This window comes from Streptococcus sp. 9903, from assembly GCF_013276625.1.
GTDB lineage: Bacteria > Bacillota > Bacilli > Lactobacillales > Streptococcaceae > Streptococcus.
The window spans coordinates 1-15228 of the sequence record NZ_VMLI01000011.1; the positions used below are offsets into that span (position 1 = coordinate 1).

Genomic DNA, 15228 nt, shown 5'->3' on the forward strand with positions numbered 1-15228 from the left:
CAAACTCTCCTCCATTATCGGTAAGAATGACAGGAAAGAGTTGGAAGAAATCTTTGTCAGCTTGGTGAAGAGTGTTCTTGATGTCATAGAGGTGTTTGGTAACCTCAAGGGCAGTTTTATTATCCAGCAGTCTAGCGAAGATAAAGTTACAGAAAGATAGATTGAAGGTGAGTAGGACTTTACCTCCCATTCTGCCCATAACTGTATCCATTTCCAACCAAGAGTCTAGTTGCTTAAGAGCTAAATAATTTAGGAAATCCTCATAGGAGCGGCCTTTCTTAGCTTCTTTAGGGATGGAAGGTAGCTTACTTTTCCGTCTTTCTTTGAATTTAACGGCTCTGGTTAGGTCAATAGGAGCGATAGATAGGTATCCTTTTCGGATGTGTCGATAGACAGTTGAGGAGCTGACATCGAGGTTGTGAGTTTTGAGGATATGATAGATGTGTTGTCCCTTTTTAACACCATCAGAAATGACTTTGTCCATTTCCCAGAAGGTCTTGGAATTGAGGGGAGTTCCTTCACGAGATTCAACAAGAGTTTGTTCGTACTGTTTTTGAGCTTGTTTAGCGAGGTATAAAATCTTCTTATAGCCACAATTTTGTCTTTTTTTAGGGCAGCCGTTACAGACAAAGGGAGCTTTGTCGAGTAAAGGACAAGGAAGCTTATCGCATGTAGACTCTCGGACTTGTCTGTTTCGTTTGACTTCTTTGGAAACAGTAGTCGGGTCTTTTAGAATAAGTTGGCCAATAGCTTTGAAGGTTTCACCGCGCTCTAAGCCTAATTGTATATCGTTACGGTCTGAAAGGGTAAGGTGTTTATGTTTTGTCATAGTAGACCTCATTTCTAACTTAAACGTCTCACACTTAATTCCACCATAAAAATCCGTTTTAGACTAATTTCCACTTCGGTTAGGCAAGTGGAAGTTACTTTGAGAAGTTAGCCTGGTCCATTATCCTGAAAATCAGCAAACACACGGCTCCCCCTTTGGGCATTTTTATGCTAAAATAGTAGCTATGGATAAAATTATTAAAACAATATCAGAAAGCGGAGCCTTTCGTGCTTTTGTCCTTGATAGCACAGAAACCGTCCGCACTGCTCAAGAAAAACACAAAACCCAAGCTAGCTCAACTGTAGCGCTTGGTCGAACTCTTATCGCTAGCCAGATTCTCGCAGCCAATGAAAAAGGAAATACCAAACTAACAGTGAAGGTACTGGGAACTAGCTCTCTAGGAGCCATTATCACCGTTGCTGATACCAAGGGGAACGTCAAAGGCTACGTTCAAAATCCTGGTGTTGACATCAAAAAGACTGCAACTGGTGAAGTTCTAGTCGGACCTTTTGTTGGAAATGGTCAATTTCTCGTTATCACAGACTACGGCATTGGAAATCCTTATACTTCCTTGACCCCACTCATCTCTGGAGAGATTGGTGAAGACCTTGCTTTCTACCTAACAGAAAGCCAACAAACCCCTTCTGCAGTCGGTCTCAATGTCCTTTTGGACGAGGAAGACAAGGTCAAGGTTGCTGGTGGTTTCCTAGTTCAAGTCTTGCCAGGAGCCAAGGAAGAAGAGATTGCTCGCTTTGAAAAACGCATCCAAGAGATGCCAGCTATCTCAACTCTTCTAGAGAGTGACGACCATATCGAAGCCCTCCTCAAGGCTATCTACGGTGACGAGGCCTACAAGCGTCTTTCTGAAGAAGAAATCCGTTTCCAATGTGACTGTAGCCATGAGCGCTTTATGAACGCTCTTGCCAGCCTTCCAAGCTCAGACTTACAGGAAATGAAAGAGGAAGACCACGGGGCAGAAATCACTTGTCAATTCTGCCAAACGACTTACAACTTTGATGAAAACGACCTGGAGGAACTCATTCGTGACAAATCTTAATACATCTTTTATGATTGGCAATGTTGAGATTCCCAATCGTACCGTTTTAGCGCCTATGGCAGGTGTCACCAACTCAGCCTTTCGTACTATCGCAAAAGAGCTCGGAGCGGGACTCGTTGTCATGGAAATGGTCTCTGACAAGGGAATCCAATACAACAACGAAAAAACCCTGCACATGCTTCATATCGATGAGGGCGAAAACCCTGTCTCTATCCAACTTTTTGGTAGTGATGAAGACAGCCTAGCACGCGCAGCAGAATTCATCCAAGAAAACACCAAAACCGATATCGTGGATATCAACATGGGTTGCCCAGTTAATAAAATCGTGAAGAACGAAGCTGGCGCTATGTGGCTCAAGGATCCAGACAAGATTTACTCTATCATCAACAAGGTCCAGTCTGTCCTTGATATCCCCCTTACTGTCAAAATGCGTACCGGCTGGGCCGATCCATCTCTGGCAGTTGAAAATGCCCTCGCTGCTGAAGCAGCAGGTGTTTCTGCCCTCGCCATGCATGGCCGTACCCGTGAACAAATGTATACAGGTCACGCAGACCTTGAGACCCTTCACAAGGTCGCTCAAGCTTTGACCAAGATTCCATTTATCGCCAACGGTGACATTCGTACGGTCCAAGAAGCCAAACAACGCATCGAAGAAGTTGGTGCTGATGCAGTCATGATTGGCCGCGCTGCCATGGGAAATCCTTACCTCTTCAACCAAATCAACCATTACTTTGAAACAGGAGAAATCCTACCTGATTTGACCTTTGAAGACAAGATGAAAATCGCCTACGAACATTTGAAACGCTTGATTAACCTCAAAGGAGAAAATGTCGCAGTTCGTGAATTCCGTGGCCTCGCTCCTCACTACCTCCGTGGAACATCTGGCGCTGCCAAACTTCGTGGAGCTATTTCACAAGCTAGCACTCTGGCAGAGATTGAGGCTCTCTTGCAGTTAGATAAGGCTTAAAATGGTTCATACTGCTCTACTGGTTATCGATATGCAAAAAGCATTTAATAGCCCTATCTGGGGAGAACGAAATAACCCTCAAGCTGAATATCAAGCATTGAGGGTACTAGCATACTTTCGTAAACACGGTCTTCCAGTCTTACACATTCAACACATATCTGATAATCCCCAGTCGCAATTTCATAACAAACAAAATCAGGAGTTTAAAAGTGGATTTGAGCCAGTTACTGCAGAACCTGTCTTTCAAAAAACGGTTAATAGCGCCTTTATTGGAACAAATCTTGAAACATATTTACGAAAAAATCAGATTTGTCATTTAGTCCTTGTTGGTTTGACCCTGCCTCATTGTGTATCTACTACGACACGAATGGCAGCAAATCTTGATTTTGAAGTCACTTTACTAGCAGATGCTACTGCCAGTTTTACCCTATCTAACAAAAATGGTCAGGCCATCTCTCCTGAGACTATCCATGAGATTAATCTCCTTTCTCTACAAGATGAGTTTGCTCAAATTCTTACTACAGAAGAATTTTTAACCCAAGTATAAGTATAAAAGAATCCGTCAACTCTTATTTGAGCTGACGGATTTTTTATCTCAATCGATAGGTTTTTCTTGGTTTCTTTTTAGGCACTCGTTTGAGTCCAACTTCTTCTACATATTCTCCATATTTTACAAGAAAGTTATTGCTGACGATTGGACGACCGGGGTTGATAAGATTGACCAGTTCAGTTCCTTCGTAGACAGTGAACTCCTCCTCCAGCAGATAAAGGAAGGTCGGATTCCAGTCGAGACGACCTTGGATCCGTTTGATAGACTCTTGGATAATGGCATAATGGTCAAAAGCGAAGGCTTGCTCCTCCAACTCCACTCCCTCTAGGTAGCATTTGCCTGTCTGAAAATCGACATCTACGAAAACGACATCCTTGGCATCGTCTCCTGCTTGAACAAGTTCTAATGCACGACTAGGCAGATAAACCAAGTGGGCAATGGTCACTGTCCAGCCCCGTGGATCACGGCCTGGGGTCGATACGGTCATCAATTGCTCGATTTTTTCCAAAGGAAGATCGAGATTGACTTCTTCTCTCACCTCACGCTGACAGGCATGCGCAGCGTCTTCGCCCTTGTCCATAAATCCTCCAACTAAGGCCAAACAGTTTTGATAAGGGTGAGCCTTGCGGCGAATTAATAAGAGCTTGATCTTTCCTTCGACAAAGCAGTAGGCTACCATATCCACCGTCACACTTGGTTTTTCGTATTGAGGGAGTTCCTGCTTGTAGTACCAATCCAAAAACTCCTCCTGACTTGCATGAATTTCAAAATATTCTCTCTCTGTCATCCCTGCTGGAATCATCGTGTCCGTCATTTTATGCCTCCTTACGAACTGCCTTGGTCCATTGGTACCAACCTACTAGACTATTGAGTGTGTAAACCCAGTACATCCCTTGGATATGGATATTTTCACCCCACCAGAGATAGATACTAAAGAGATTGGTTGCAATCCAGAAAATCCATTGCTCACGGTAGAGACGTGTCATCAAGAGCTGACCGACACCATTGGTCGCATCGGTAACACTATCACGGAAAGGGCGAGCACTATGGATACTTTGGTAGGCCAAGCCCATACCAATCCAAATGATAGCAGTCAAAGCCAAGTACTTGAGCCAGTCAAGCACAGATAATTTCTTAGCTTCAAAATGAGATTCTTCTGCTTTTCCTTGGTCATTAATACGGTTGGACAGCCAAGCATAGAGGCCAATCGGCTGCATGACAAAGAAGTAAACAGTTGTCAAGACTTCGCCATAAAAAGTCGCATTCATAGCCAAAATCAAATAGATAGCTGAGTTAATAGCCCCAAAGAGATAATTACTTGCACGCCCTTCTGCTACCAAGATAACACAGACAATCCCAGTCCAAGACGCAAACAAGCTCATCCAGTCATGACTATCTATATTTTGAGTGAATTCCAAGATCAAGGGAACACTTGACAGGACGATGAGATACAACCACTGGAAGAGGCTACGGCCGACAAAGAGATCTTTCCAGAGCAGGCGGATAATCCCTGCAAAACCGATCTTACGAGCTTCTGCATGGACATTTTTAAAGTTTTCGATAAATTGTGTGATTTTTTCAGTTAGTTTTTTCATAATTTTCTCCTAATCTGCTTGGTAAATGGCATCAATAGCCGCCTTGGCTGCTTCATAATTGCCTAGGTAATCCTCAGCTAGATAAACTAGTGGAATGGTGGTTAAATATCGCTCTCTCATCTGGTCCAAATGCTGGGAAAAACTATGACGAATATGGTCTTCTGCCATAGTCATATCTCTAAATCCGTCATTGACATAGGAGCCGACAGGTTGCACAAAGAGAATCAAGTCCCATTTTTCCTTAGCCAAGATCGAGACAAAAAGATTGTCAAAAGTCTCTCCCGATAAGTCCCCTTGATCCTCAGTCTCCATATAATAATCATAGTAGCCCTTGGTTACTAAGGAGTTGGTGTCTGCTATCACCAGTCCCCTATTGGCATTGCTGTCAATTAACTTAGAGGTCTGGTCATACTGCCCCAAAAGGAGATAATAATAATCCTTTGGGGTCAATTCATCATCGCGGACATTGTTTTTGATCTGGTACTCACGTGCGTATTCCAAGCTGACAGGTGCATCGTAATACCTTGCCAAGTCCTTGGCTAAAGTGGTCTTTCCATTGCTAGCACTTCCCATAATCAACACTTTCTTTGTAAACTGACGTCGGAAGGGTTGAGCGATATATTTCCAATATTTGCTTGGATTTTCTCGAATCATAGTCGCTGAGATACCAAATTTTCTTTCTTGCAAAACAGTCTCAAAGCCACGATTTGATAATTCTTGCTGGTAGTCTGCCTCTCCCACAAAGAAAATTAGTTCTTGCTGGGTTTCATCATAGGAAATCTCCGCTAACATTTGGTCCAACCACTCCTGCCAGCCCATAGGGTAACGAGGAAGATTGGTTTCATCTAACTTGCAGACAGAGGTCAACTCGTCATCACCAAAGGCCTCTCGGATATAGCGGAATCTTTTTTGAAGCGTTAAGCCTACCTGTTCCCCTCTGTCTCCCTCATAGCCTGAAACGACAACCCAGACCTGGTCACACTGCCGCTTCGCTCGCTGGATCAGATCGATATGTCCTTGATGAAGTGGAGCAAATGTTCCAAATACCACTGCTGCTTTCTTTTTCATAAACGCATTACCTTTTTATAGTTTTTGATATTTTTGTTATATATGTTTTTATTATAAACTATATTTTTGTTTTGTCAATAGTTTTTTATTGTTTTTTATAAAAAAGTAGCAAAAAAGAGAATCAAGATTGCTCCTGATTCTCCATTTTTATACAATATCAAATTTTAACTGGCCTGCTTTGACACCAATCTTAAGTGTACTGCCTGCCACCAATTCTCCCTTGAGAAGAAGTTCTGCCAACTTGTCTTCCACTTCTGTTTGTAGGGTTCTGCGAAGTGGACGAGCTCCCATCTCTGGGTCATATCCTTGATTGGCCAACAATTTCAGTGCGGAAGTTTGTAATTTCAAGTCAATACCTTTTTCAGCCAAACTTGCCACTAAAGGTTTGACCATAATCTTCACTACTTCCTGCATATGGTCGCTAGAAAGGCTATGGAAGACCACTTTTTCATCAATACGGTTGATAAACTCAGGTCTATAAGCTTTTTTCAGCTCTTCAAACATGCGTTTTTCCATATTTTCCTGGTCAAAACGAATGTCCTTAGCCCCAAATCCGACAGTCTTGTCATCCCGAAGGGCTGTCGCACCAAGGTTTGACGTCATGATGATAATGGTATTTGAAAAGTCAACCTTGCGACCCTTGCTATCGGTCAAGACACCATCATCCAAAACCTGTAAGAGAACATTAAAGATATCTGGGTGGGCTTTTTCTACCTCATCAAAGAGGAGAACGGAATAGGGTTTGTTGCGAACCTTCTCTGTCAACTCCCCACCTTCTTCATAACCTACATAGCCCGGAGGAGCTCCATTGAGACGGCTGGCTGCGAATTTCTCCATATACTCACTCATATCAAAGCGGATAAGGGCTGATTCGTCGTCAAAAAGAACTTCTGCCAGAGCCTTGGCCAATTCGGTCTTACCGACACCTGTAGGCCCTAGGAACATAAAGGAACCAATCGGACGCTTGTGACTGCGAATCCCTGACTGGTTGCGGCGAATCGCACGACTAATACTTGAAACAGCTTGATCTTGACCGATGACACGTTTGTGCAGTTCAGCTTCCAGATTCAGGTATTTCTTAGCATCAGTCTGAGTCAGTTTTTGAACAGGGATACCTGACAAACGACTCAAGGTGGTCAAAATATCAGCCTCTGTCACCAAGTCTTTGTAAACAGGCACTTCCTCTTCCTTTGCAATTAGCTGAGCTGCCTGTTTCCACTTGCCATCCATCAAGGCCTTGTCAGCTGGACTCAAGCCAGAATCGTCTGGTTTCACATGCTTAGCCTTATTTTGCACTGTTGCTGCCGCTTCGTCCAAGAGATCGATAGCAGAGTCTGGCAAATGGCGACTAGTCAAGTAACGATGAGCCATCTTGACGGCTGTTTCAACCGCTTCATCTGTGATTTGCACACGATGATGTTTCTCATAAGTCGCCTTCAAACCTTGCAAAATGGTCATGCTGTCGGCTACACTTGGCTCTTCAATCGTCACTTTGGCGAAACGACGAGAAAGGGCCGCATCTTTTTCGATGTGTTTTTGGTATTCTTCCTGAGTGGTGGCACCAACTGTTCTCAAAGTTCCACGCGCCAAGGCTGGCTTCAAGATATTGGCCGCATCTAGAGTTGAGTCAATCCCGCTCCCAGAACCCATGATGGTATGAAGTTCATCGATAAAGAGGATAACTTGGCCATCTTCCTCAATATCCTTGATGATATTATTCATACGTTCTTCAAAGTCACCACGGAAACGTGTCCCTGCAACGACATTCATCAAATCAAGCTCTAACACGCGCATCTTAGCCATTTCCGCAGGTACATCACCACTGGCAATACGCTGGGCAAGACCAAGCGCCAGAGCTGTTTTCCCGACACCAGCATCTCCAACCAAGACAGGATTATTCTTTGTCTTCCGACTCAAGATTTGAATCATACGCGAGATTTCCTTGTCCCGACCGATGACTGGCTCCAACTTGCCAGAACGCGCTTGCTCTGTCAAATCATGCGTATAGTCCTCAAGACCACCGCTCGGAGTCTGGGGCATCCCCATCATATTAGCCATAGAATTTTGCTTGTCAGCTACTGTACGATGACGTTGGCGTAAAGCCTTGAGATCTTCACGAGTCCAACCTGCCCGTTCTTCTAAATTTCGACGAAGGGCAGCAATCTTGACCTGATCTTTCTTGTCTTCATATGAAAAACCAGCCCTCTCCAAGATACGAGTCGCCAAGGCATTGCCATCATGCAAAATCGCATAAAGGAGGTGCTCTGTCCCTAGCACCTTAGCATGGACCACTGACGCTACATACTCTGCTTCGTCAAAAAGAACCTGCAAACGATGAGAAAACGGCAATTCCGTAAAGGTTTCATCCTGGCTATAGTCCGTTTCAGTCAGTTCCAAAGCGACCTCTTCTAAACGGTCCATCTCATATGGATAATCATTTAAAGTCGCCCCTGCCACACTATAACTGTGATTGGACATGGCAATCAACAAGTGCCAAGACTCTAGATAATGAGCTCCAAAATGGCCAGCCACCATGTAGGCACTTTCGATACATTCATTCAATGCTTTTGAATAGTTCATCTTACTTCCCTTTTCTATCTACCTCTTGTATGACCTGTCGTAGCATATTAGCACGAACAACTGGAGCTTCTTCTCCTAGAACGCGATCCAAAGCTACTGCCACCAGCAAATTCATCTCCTGCTTGGTCATCAATTCCTGCTCAACCAAAAGCTGTAGAATATCCTCATAAATTTCTTGACTGACCCGCTCACCAATCGAGTAAAGCAGCTCCCTGAGCATTTCATGATGACTAGAAAACTCAATCCGTCCTATACGAATGTAGCCTCCGCCACCACGCTTACTTTCAACCAAGTAGCCTCTACTTTCCGTAAAGCGTGTCTTGATCACATAGTTAATCTGACTAGGAACAACCTGAAAAGTATCGGCCAACTGACTACGTTGCAACTCCACGATACCAGATTGATCTAAAATCGCCTTGATGTAGGCCTCAATATGATCCGATGTATTTTTAAATCTCATTACAAACCCACCTCTCTCTTTGAACCTTGACTATCTTTGACTATTATACCGAAATTTTCTCATTTTTAAAAGAAAAAGGGCGCTGGTAAAGGATAATCTTCACCAACTCCCTATTTTTCTATTTATCTAAGCCTAATTCTGCCAAAATTTGACGTTTGTAGGCAATCTTTTGGACTTCCTTGTCCTCATCTTCAGACCAATCTAGTTTAATTTCTGAAACAATTTGCCCAGGGCGATTTTTCAAGATATAGATGCGGTCGCTGAGATTGAGGGCCTCCTCGATACTATGCGTGATGATCAGGGTTGTTAGCTGCAACTGCTTGTGAATCTCAAGATACCAAGCGTGTAGTTCCATCTTGGTCATCTCATCCAAGGCGCTAAAGGCTTCATCTAAGAGAAAGAGCTTGTGCCCGAAAAGGTAAGTCCGGAGTAAGGCTACACGCTGGCGCATCCCACCACTGAGTTCATGAGGGTATTTATCTCTTACAGCTGTCAACTGGAAGGTCGCAAGAATGTCATCCGCTCGGGCAATAGCTTCTGCCTTATCCACTTTTTGAATCAAGAGGGGCAAAATGATATTACCAAGTACCGTCTTGTGCTCCAAGAGCAGATCCTTTTGCAACATATAACTCACGCGCCCCTTGGGATTTTCTTCACCATCAAGGACAATTCTCCCTGACTGAACTTCTAAAATCCCCGCAATTAAGTTGAAAAGCGTAGTCTTACCAACACCACTTGGGCCTAGGATGGAAACCACTTCGCCTGAAGTCATCTGCAGGTTGATGTCCTCTAAAATCCTCTCTTGACCATAGGCATAACTGACGTGTTCTAGTCTAATTTCTGTCATTATTTCACAAATTCGTTGGTGAAGCCTTTGTCTGTCAAGTCTTCTTTAAGGATACCATTTTCTTTATCCCATTTGTAGAAGGCATTCCAGCGAGCTGCATCAAATTGACCCCATTTTTCCTTGTCGCTTGCGTATTCTTTTGACAAGTATTTTTGAGATTCGATAACAAAGTCACGTTTTTCCTTGAGTTCAGGTGCATTTTTGATGAGGATATCAGCTGCTTCTTCTGGATGCTCCATAGCATATTGGTAGCCTTTTTTGATAGCTTGGATGACTTTACGAGCTTCTTCTTTGTTATCTTTCAAATAGTCGTTGTTTGCGATGATGACTGGTGAATAGTAGTCAAATTCTTTAACGTAGTCTTTCAAGTACATGAAATTAGCATCTACACCTTGAGATTTGGCAAGGATACCATCCCAACCGTAGTAAATCCAAGCAGCGTCAAAGACGCCATTGGCAATCGGTGTGATCGAGTTTGAGTCGTTATTTGGTACTTTTTCAACCTTCTCAAAGTCTCCACCTTGAGATTCTACCAAGGTTTTCAACATAGCAAGTTCAGTTGGGTCATTCCATGTCCCGTATTTCTTACCAACCAAGTCCTTTGGACTAGCTACATTGTCAGATTTACGAGAGATGATTCCTGATGTATTGTGCTCTACGATAGCTGCAACGGCAGTAATTCCTGCCCCTTTTTCCAATTTCTTAGCCATATAGTCTTGGAAATACACTGCAAATGGTGCCTTACCATTGATAACCAAGTCAGAAGAACTTTCTTCTGGTGGTAATTTCAAGTCAACATCCACTCCAGCTTCTTTGAAATAACCTTTTTCCTTAGCCACATAAAGCCCTGTGTGGTTGGTATTTGGTGTCCAGTCTAGGATAAAGTCGATTTTCTTAAGTTCTGCTTCCTTATTATCCTTAGAAGCAGTTCCTTGACCACAGGCCACAAGCACAACAGCTACAAGAGCTGTTAAAACAGTTAAAAACACTTTCCATGTTTTTTTCATTTTGATTTCCTCTTTTCTTTTTCAGAAACATTCTAATTCTACGAACGTTTCCATTTAATAACATATTTTTCACTGACATCGACCAATTTCATACCAAGAAGGCTGATAATCGATACCAGAATAATAATAGCAAACATGGTATCATACTGAAACAGTTTCTTGGACTGAATCATGTAGACACCTAGTCCTTCAAAGCCTCCCAACCACTCAGATACTACTGTTGTGATGAAGGCGTAGGAGACACTGACCCTCAGACCTGCATAAAAGTAAGGTAGGCTGACTGGGATTTTAAAATGCCACAGGATTTGCCAAGGGTTGGCCCGCATCAGACTAAACAAGGTCAGCATATCCTTGTCACAATGCCTAAAACCGTCCAAAATGCTGACGATAATAGGAAAGGTTGTCGTCAAGATAATCAAGACAATCTTGGGCAAAATCCCATAACCTAGCCACAAGACCAAGATAGGAGCTATGGCAATAGTCGGAATGGTCTGAACAACCACCATCATAGGGTAAATCAGGTCATTGAGCCAAGTCAAACTATCCATAAGTACAGCCATGAGACAGGCAATCAAGACTCCTAGAACCAACCCCAGTAAAGCCACTCTCAAGGTGGCCCAGCTATGGTGCCAGAGAAATTCTCTATCTCGGACAAAGGACTGGAGGATCTCAAGAGGTGTCGGCAGGATAAACTTGGGGAGCAGTTTAAGAAAACCTGCTAACTGCCAGATTGACAAGACTCCCAGAAAGCCCAATAGACTAATGTGTCGTCTCAGTATACTTTTCAAGTTTCTCATCAATACTTAAAATCTCTCCTACATTTATTTTGACATTGGCAAAGACATTATCTGCCTCCTGCCCTGCCACTTCCAGCGCTTCTTTGAGAATGCGCATAAGCTCATCAAACTCCCCTTCCAAGACCGTTTCAAATGGTGTCACCACCATGGTCACTTCTTGAACTTGCAGATAAGCAATGACCTGATCGATAACAGCTATCCGATCAATTCCCTGCGCTAGGGGTAAAACTTGCAAGGCAATGCTTGCTTTCATAAAAACCTCCTCTTCTCGTTTTCCTTTGACAAAAAGAAAAACCTTTGCCATATATGGAAAAGGTCAAGAATAGACTAAGTATCGTTCCCTACGCTGGCATTACCCAGATCAGGTGCGGTCGAAGTTTAACACTTCCTCTCAGACTGTACACAGACTCCCATATATTATATAGATATATGATAGCGCAAAATAAGAAAAATGTCAAGGAAACTGCTTACAGAAAAGAGCAGGAAAAATTTCCTACTCCAATTTTCTATACTCGTTCTCCATCACTGTTTACTCTGTAGCCATCCACCGTCGTATTAACAGCTAAGACACCTGAAGAGTAAGAATAATACCACTTACCAGAAACTTGATACCAGCCTGTTTTCATTGCCCCTGAACTATCCAGATAATACCACGAGCCATTTTCCTTTAACCAGCCTGTCTGCATTTCACCAGATGATTTCAAATAATACCAACTAGAACCATCCTTCAACCAGCCTGTTGATTTAGAGCCATTTGATTTGAAATGATACCAACTACTATTTACTTTCTTCCAACCGACAGTCGATCCATTATTTGAGCTATAATTAGAGCTATTCCCTGATTGGTTCTGATAATTCTGTGAAGAAGTCACTCCCTCTAGCTGGATATAACGACGACTTCCGTTATAAGCTGTATAACTCAACCACTTGTATCCATCTTTTTCGAGAATTTGATCATAATGAACCTTCTCCCCAGGATAATAGTAATCAATCGCAGTTGCGCTAACTAATGGCTGATTTTTGATAGCAGACTTAGACTTGAAATAATGTGTTCCTTCTGTTGAAACTGAGGTTTGACTATTCCAAACACTGCCACCAGCCAAATCTTTAAAATGAATAAATCCTGTCATCGTATTTGCTTTTATAATTCGTTTATTATAGGCTTCTGTATAACCATAGTTATATTCCTCGATCTCAATCTGATCTCCCATTACATTTGACACCCAGGCAACATGCCCATAAGTTCCTGCAGTAGACCAAGCAATGGATCCAATCGTCGGTGTATTATCTACACGATAGCCTTCACGACGAGCACGATAGCCCCATTCATTCGCATTTCCATAAGCCCTTGGAATCTCAAAACCATTGACATTACTCAAACGAAAGGCTGCAAAAGAAGTACACTGACGAGAATACATGCGCCACTGATCAATCTCCTGGCTCCCATTTTTATAATAAACAGGATAATCATCCCCACGCGCAATCGATCCATTTCCGCCAGAATAGGCATAGACACTATCACCCGCTGCTAGCATCAATCCTACTACTAAAAAAGGAACAACCTTTTTAACCGACTTTCTAAAAGAAAATCCTGTCTCTATTACTTTAAATGATGAACTTTTCATTCTTCCTCCTTGAAATAGTATAGTACTCAATGAAAATCAAAGAGCAAACTAGGAAGCTAGGCGCAGGCTGTACTTGAGTACGGCAAGGCGAAGCTGACGTGGTTTGAATTTGATTTTCGAAGAGTATAAATCGAAGATTGCCTTCACTTAAACTATTCGGAGAAAAAAGAAAAAGTGAGAAAATTTCTCACTTTAGTCCAGATAATGAATCAAATTCTTTTCAGTAAGGATATCTGAGTAAGTAAAGGATTCAACGTAAACATTAGCTTGTTTATCTCCTTCCACATTCCCAAATTCCACAATAAATAGGGATGGATAAACCTCAATTAGCTTACCCAATCTATTTTTTTGGCGCTTACGACCATTCTCCAAAGTCATTTCTACGACTTGTCCCTCATGTGCCTTGATTTCTTCTTTGATTTTTTTCATCTTGGCTACATCTGTAAATGCATCTGACATCTTATGCCTCCCTCTTTGAGATACTTGAAAATTTATTGTATTCTTTTTGGAAAATTAATTCCACCGTTCCACGAGCTCCACTACGGTTTTTCTCGATAATAACTTCTACCTTATTATTCGGTATGCCTTCCTCTTCTTCACCACCACGCTCATAGTAATCGTCGCGATAAAGAAAGGCTACGATATCAGCGTCCTGCTCAATAGACCCAGATTCACGAATATCAGACAAGACCGGTCTCTTATCCTGACGTTGTTCTACACCACGAGAAAGCTGACTTAGAGCGATTACTGGAACCTTCAGTTCTTTTGCTAGGATTTTCAACTGACGTGAAATTTCTGAAACTTCTTGTTGGCGGTTTTCTCGACCAGTTCCCGTGATAAGCTGCAAATAGTCTATCAAAATCAAACCAAGATTTCCAGTTTCTTGAGCCAATTTACGAGAACGAGAACGAATCTCTGTAATCCGAATTCCTGGCGTATCATCGATATAGATACTTGCATTAGCTAGATTCCCTTGAGCAATGGTATATTTTTGCCACTCCTCATCAGTCAATTGACCCGTACGGATAGAATGCGATTCTACCAAACCTTCTGCCGCCAACATACGATCCACTAGACTTTCCGCACCCATTTCGAGTGAAAAAATAGCAACAGTTTTGTCCAACTTAGTCCCAATATTCTGAGCAATATTCAAGGCAAAGGCTGTCTTACCAACCGCCGGACGGGCTGCTAGGATAATCAACTCCTCCTCATGCAGACCAGTCGTCATATGATCCAAGTCACGATAGCCTGTCGCAATACCTGTAATATCGGTCGTTTGTTGCGAGCGAGCTTCCAGATTTCCAAAGTTGATATTCAACACATCTCGAATGTTCTTAAATCCACTTCGATTAGCATTTTCGCTGACATCAATCAGGCCTTTTTCTGCCTGAGCAATGATTTCATCAGCTGGTTGCGAAGCCTCGTAAGCTTGATTGACAGACTCTGTCAACTTGGAGATTAATCGCCGTAACATAGCTTTTTCTGCAACGATTTTAGCATAATACTCCGCATTAGCAGAAGTTGGCACAGAATTGACAATCTCAACCAAGTAAGACAAGCCACCAATATTCTGTAAATCACCTTGATTATCAAGAATAGTACGAACCGTTGTTGCATCTATGGCATCGCCACGATCGGATAAATCGACCATAGCTTGGAAAATCAAACGATGGGCATACTTAAAAAAGTCCCGAGACTCAATATATTCTCGTACAAAAACAAGCTTACTCTCATCAATAAAGATAGCCCCTAAAACGGATTGTTCAGCTAAGATATCTTGAGGTTGTACTCGTAACTCTTCTACTTCTGCCATCAGACTTCCCTTCCTTTTACAATCTTGTCAAGA

The 15228-nt window shown here is 42.6% G+C and carries 16 protein-coding genes and 1 riboswitch; of the genes, 3 read left to right on the forward strand and 13 right to left on the reverse strand.

Translation table 11 applies throughout. The annotated features are described in order from the left end of the window. On the reverse strand, positions 1-829 hold an 829-nt coding region (locus HT696_RS05130; protein WP_173283395.1), incomplete at its 3' end, for a helix-turn-helix domain-containing protein. A 184-nt stretch (positions 830-1013) separates the two neighbouring features. Between HT696_RS05130 and hslO the strand changes: the two genes are divergently transcribed. Genes hslO through HT696_RS05145 form a run of 3 tightly spaced genes read left to right on the forward strand, consistent with a single transcriptional unit; the run spans position 1014 to position 3400 of the window. Then, positions 1014-1886: an Hsp33 family molecular chaperone HslO gene (gene hslO / locus HT696_RS05135; protein ID WP_173283396.1), complete on the forward strand. Its 873-nt coding sequence runs from the start codon at positions 1014-1016 to the stop codon at positions 1884-1886. Beyond that, on the forward strand, positions 1873-2853 hold the full coding sequence (gene dusB / locus HT696_RS05140) for a tRNA dihydrouridine synthase DusB (protein WP_173234318.1): 981 nt from the start codon (positions 1873-1875) through the stop codon (positions 2851-2853). The genes hslO and dusB overlap by 14 nt, the downstream gene beginning before the upstream one ends. A gap of 1 nt (position 2854) precedes the next feature. Next, positions 2855-3400: a cysteine hydrolase family protein gene (locus tag HT696_RS05145; protein ID WP_173283397.1), complete on the forward strand. Its 546-nt coding sequence runs from the start codon at positions 2855-2857 to the stop codon at positions 3398-3400. Between the two features lie 43 nt (positions 3401-3443). Here HT696_RS05145 and HT696_RS05150 read toward each other — a convergent pair whose 3' ends face one another. The 12 genes from HT696_RS05150 to dnaB all read right to left on the reverse strand — a co-directional run bounded on the left by HT696_RS05150 (position 3444) and on the right by dnaB (position 15195). Further along, complete coding sequence (locus tag HT696_RS05150; protein ID WP_173283398.1) at positions 3444-4217, reverse strand: NUDIX hydrolase; 774 nt, start codon at positions 4215-4217, stop codon at positions 3444-3446. Between the two features lies 1 nt (position 4218). Then, on the reverse strand, positions 4219-4998 hold the full coding sequence (gene pnuC / locus HT696_RS05155) for a nicotinamide riboside transporter PnuC (RefSeq protein ID WP_173283399.1): 780 nt from the start codon (positions 4996-4998) through the stop codon (positions 4219-4221). A 9-nt stretch (positions 4999-5007) separates the two neighbouring features. Further along, positions 5008-6066, reverse strand: coding sequence for an AAA family ATPase (locus HT696_RS05160; RefSeq protein WP_173283400.1), 1059 nt, complete (start codon positions 6064-6066; stop codon positions 5008-5010). 147 nt (positions 6067-6213) lie between these two features. Continuing rightward, positions 6214-8646 carry an ATP-dependent Clp protease ATP-binding subunit gene (locus tag HT696_RS05165; protein WP_173283401.1) on the reverse strand — a complete coding sequence of 811 codons (2433 nt, stop codon included), beginning with the start codon at positions 8644-8646 and terminating at the stop codon, positions 6214-6216. A gap of 1 nt (position 8647) precedes the next feature. Further along, the gene (locus HT696_RS05170) at positions 8648-9106 is read right to left on the reverse strand and encodes a CtsR family transcriptional regulator (RefSeq protein ID WP_004261972.1); all 459 of its coding nucleotides are present in this window, start codon (positions 9104-9106) and stop codon (positions 8648-8650) included. A gap of 118 nt (positions 9107-9224) precedes the next feature. Next, a complete protein-coding gene (locus tag HT696_RS05175) occupies positions 9225-9953 on the reverse strand; it encodes an ABC transporter ATP-binding protein (RefSeq protein WP_173283402.1) in 729 nt (242 codons plus the stop codon). Further along, positions 9953-10960 carry an ABC transporter substrate-binding protein gene (locus HT696_RS05180; protein WP_050391232.1) on the reverse strand — a complete coding sequence of 336 codons (1008 nt, stop codon included), beginning with the start codon at positions 10958-10960 and terminating at the stop codon, positions 9953-9955. The genes HT696_RS05175 and HT696_RS05180 overlap by 1 nt, the downstream gene beginning before the upstream one ends. Before the next feature lie 38 nt (positions 10961-10998). Beyond that, a complete protein-coding gene (locus HT696_RS05185) occupies positions 10999-11757 on the reverse strand; it encodes an ABC transporter permease (RefSeq protein WP_173283403.1) in 759 nt (252 codons plus the stop codon). Then, positions 11720-12010: a thiamine-binding protein gene (locus HT696_RS05190; RefSeq protein ID WP_000647665.1), complete on the reverse strand. Its 291-nt coding sequence runs from the start codon at positions 12008-12010 to the stop codon at positions 11720-11722. Before HT696_RS05190 ends, HT696_RS05185 begins: the two co-directional genes overlap by 38 nt. A 68-nt stretch (positions 12011-12078) precedes the next feature. After that, positions 12079-12181: riboswitch (TPP riboswitch) on the reverse strand. Between the two features lie 82 nt (positions 12182-12263). Beyond that, positions 12264-13382, reverse strand: a complete 1119-nt coding sequence (gene cbpD, locus HT696_RS05195) for a choline binding-anchored murein hydrolase CbpD (RefSeq protein WP_173283404.1) — start codon at positions 13380-13382, stop codon at positions 12264-12266. Positions 13383-13574: 192 nt separating this feature from the next. Continuing rightward, entirely contained in the window at positions 13575-13841 is a 267-nt protein-coding gene (locus HT696_RS05200) for a Veg family protein (RefSeq protein ID WP_001278169.1), read from the reverse strand. A gap of 1 nt (position 13842) precedes the next feature. After that, positions 13843-15195, reverse strand: a complete 1353-nt coding sequence (dnaB, locus tag HT696_RS05205) for a replicative DNA helicase (protein WP_004263550.1) — start codon at positions 15193-15195, stop codon at positions 13843-13845. Positions 15196-15228 lie beyond the last annotated feature (33 nt).

Bases quoted from the DNA above. Each gene is read 5' to 3' on its own strand.
- HT696_RS05160 (WP_173283400.1), bottom strand. From the start codon at position 6,066: ATGAAAAAGAAAGCAGCAGTGGTATTTGGAACATTTGCTCCACTTCAT.
- cbpD (WP_173283404.1), bottom strand. From the start codon at position 13,382: ATGAAAAGTTCATCATTTAAAGTAATAGAGACAGGATTTTCTTTTAGA.
- HT696_RS05150 (WP_173283398.1), bottom strand. From the start codon at position 4,217: ATGACGGACACGATGATTCCAGCAGGGATGACAGAGAGAGAATATTTT.
- hslO (WP_173283396.1), top strand. From the start codon at position 1,014: ATGGATAAAATTATTAAAACAATATCAGAAAGCGGAGCCTTTCGTGCT.
- HT696_RS05190 (WP_000647665.1), bottom strand. From the start codon at position 12,010: ATGAAAGCAAGCATTGCCTTGCAAGTTTTACCCCTAGCGCAGGGAATT.
- HT696_RS05175 (WP_173283402.1), bottom strand. From the start codon at position 9,953: ATGACAGAAATTAGACTAGAACACGTCAGTTATGCCTATGGTCAAGAG.
- dnaB (WP_004263550.1), bottom strand. From the start codon at position 15,195: ATGGCAGAAGTAGAAGAGTTACGAGTACAACCTCAAGATATCTTAGCT.
- HT696_RS05185 (WP_173283403.1), bottom strand. From the start codon at position 11,757: ATGAGAAACTTGAAAAGTATACTGAGACGACACATTAGTCTATTGGGC.
- HT696_RS05145 (WP_173283397.1), top strand. From the start codon at position 2,855: ATGGTTCATACTGCTCTACTGGTTATCGATATGCAAAAAGCATTTAAT.
- HT696_RS05165 (WP_173283401.1), bottom strand. From the start codon at position 8,646: ATGAACTATTCAAAAGCATTGAATGAATGTATCGAAAGTGCCTACATG.
- HT696_RS05180 (WP_050391232.1), bottom strand. From the start codon at position 10,960: ATGAAAAAAACATGGAAAGTGTTTTTAACTGTTTTAACAGCTCTTGTA.
- HT696_RS05170 (WP_004261972.1), bottom strand. From the start codon at position 9,106: ATGAGATTTAAAAATACATCGGATCATATTGAGGCCTACATCAAGGCG.
- pnuC (WP_173283399.1), bottom strand. From the start codon at position 4,998: ATGAAAAAACTAACTGAAAAAATCACACAATTTATCGAAAACTTTAAA.
- HT696_RS05200 (WP_001278169.1), bottom strand. From the start codon at position 13,841: ATGTCAGATGCATTTACAGATGTAGCCAAGATGAAAAAAATCAAAGAA.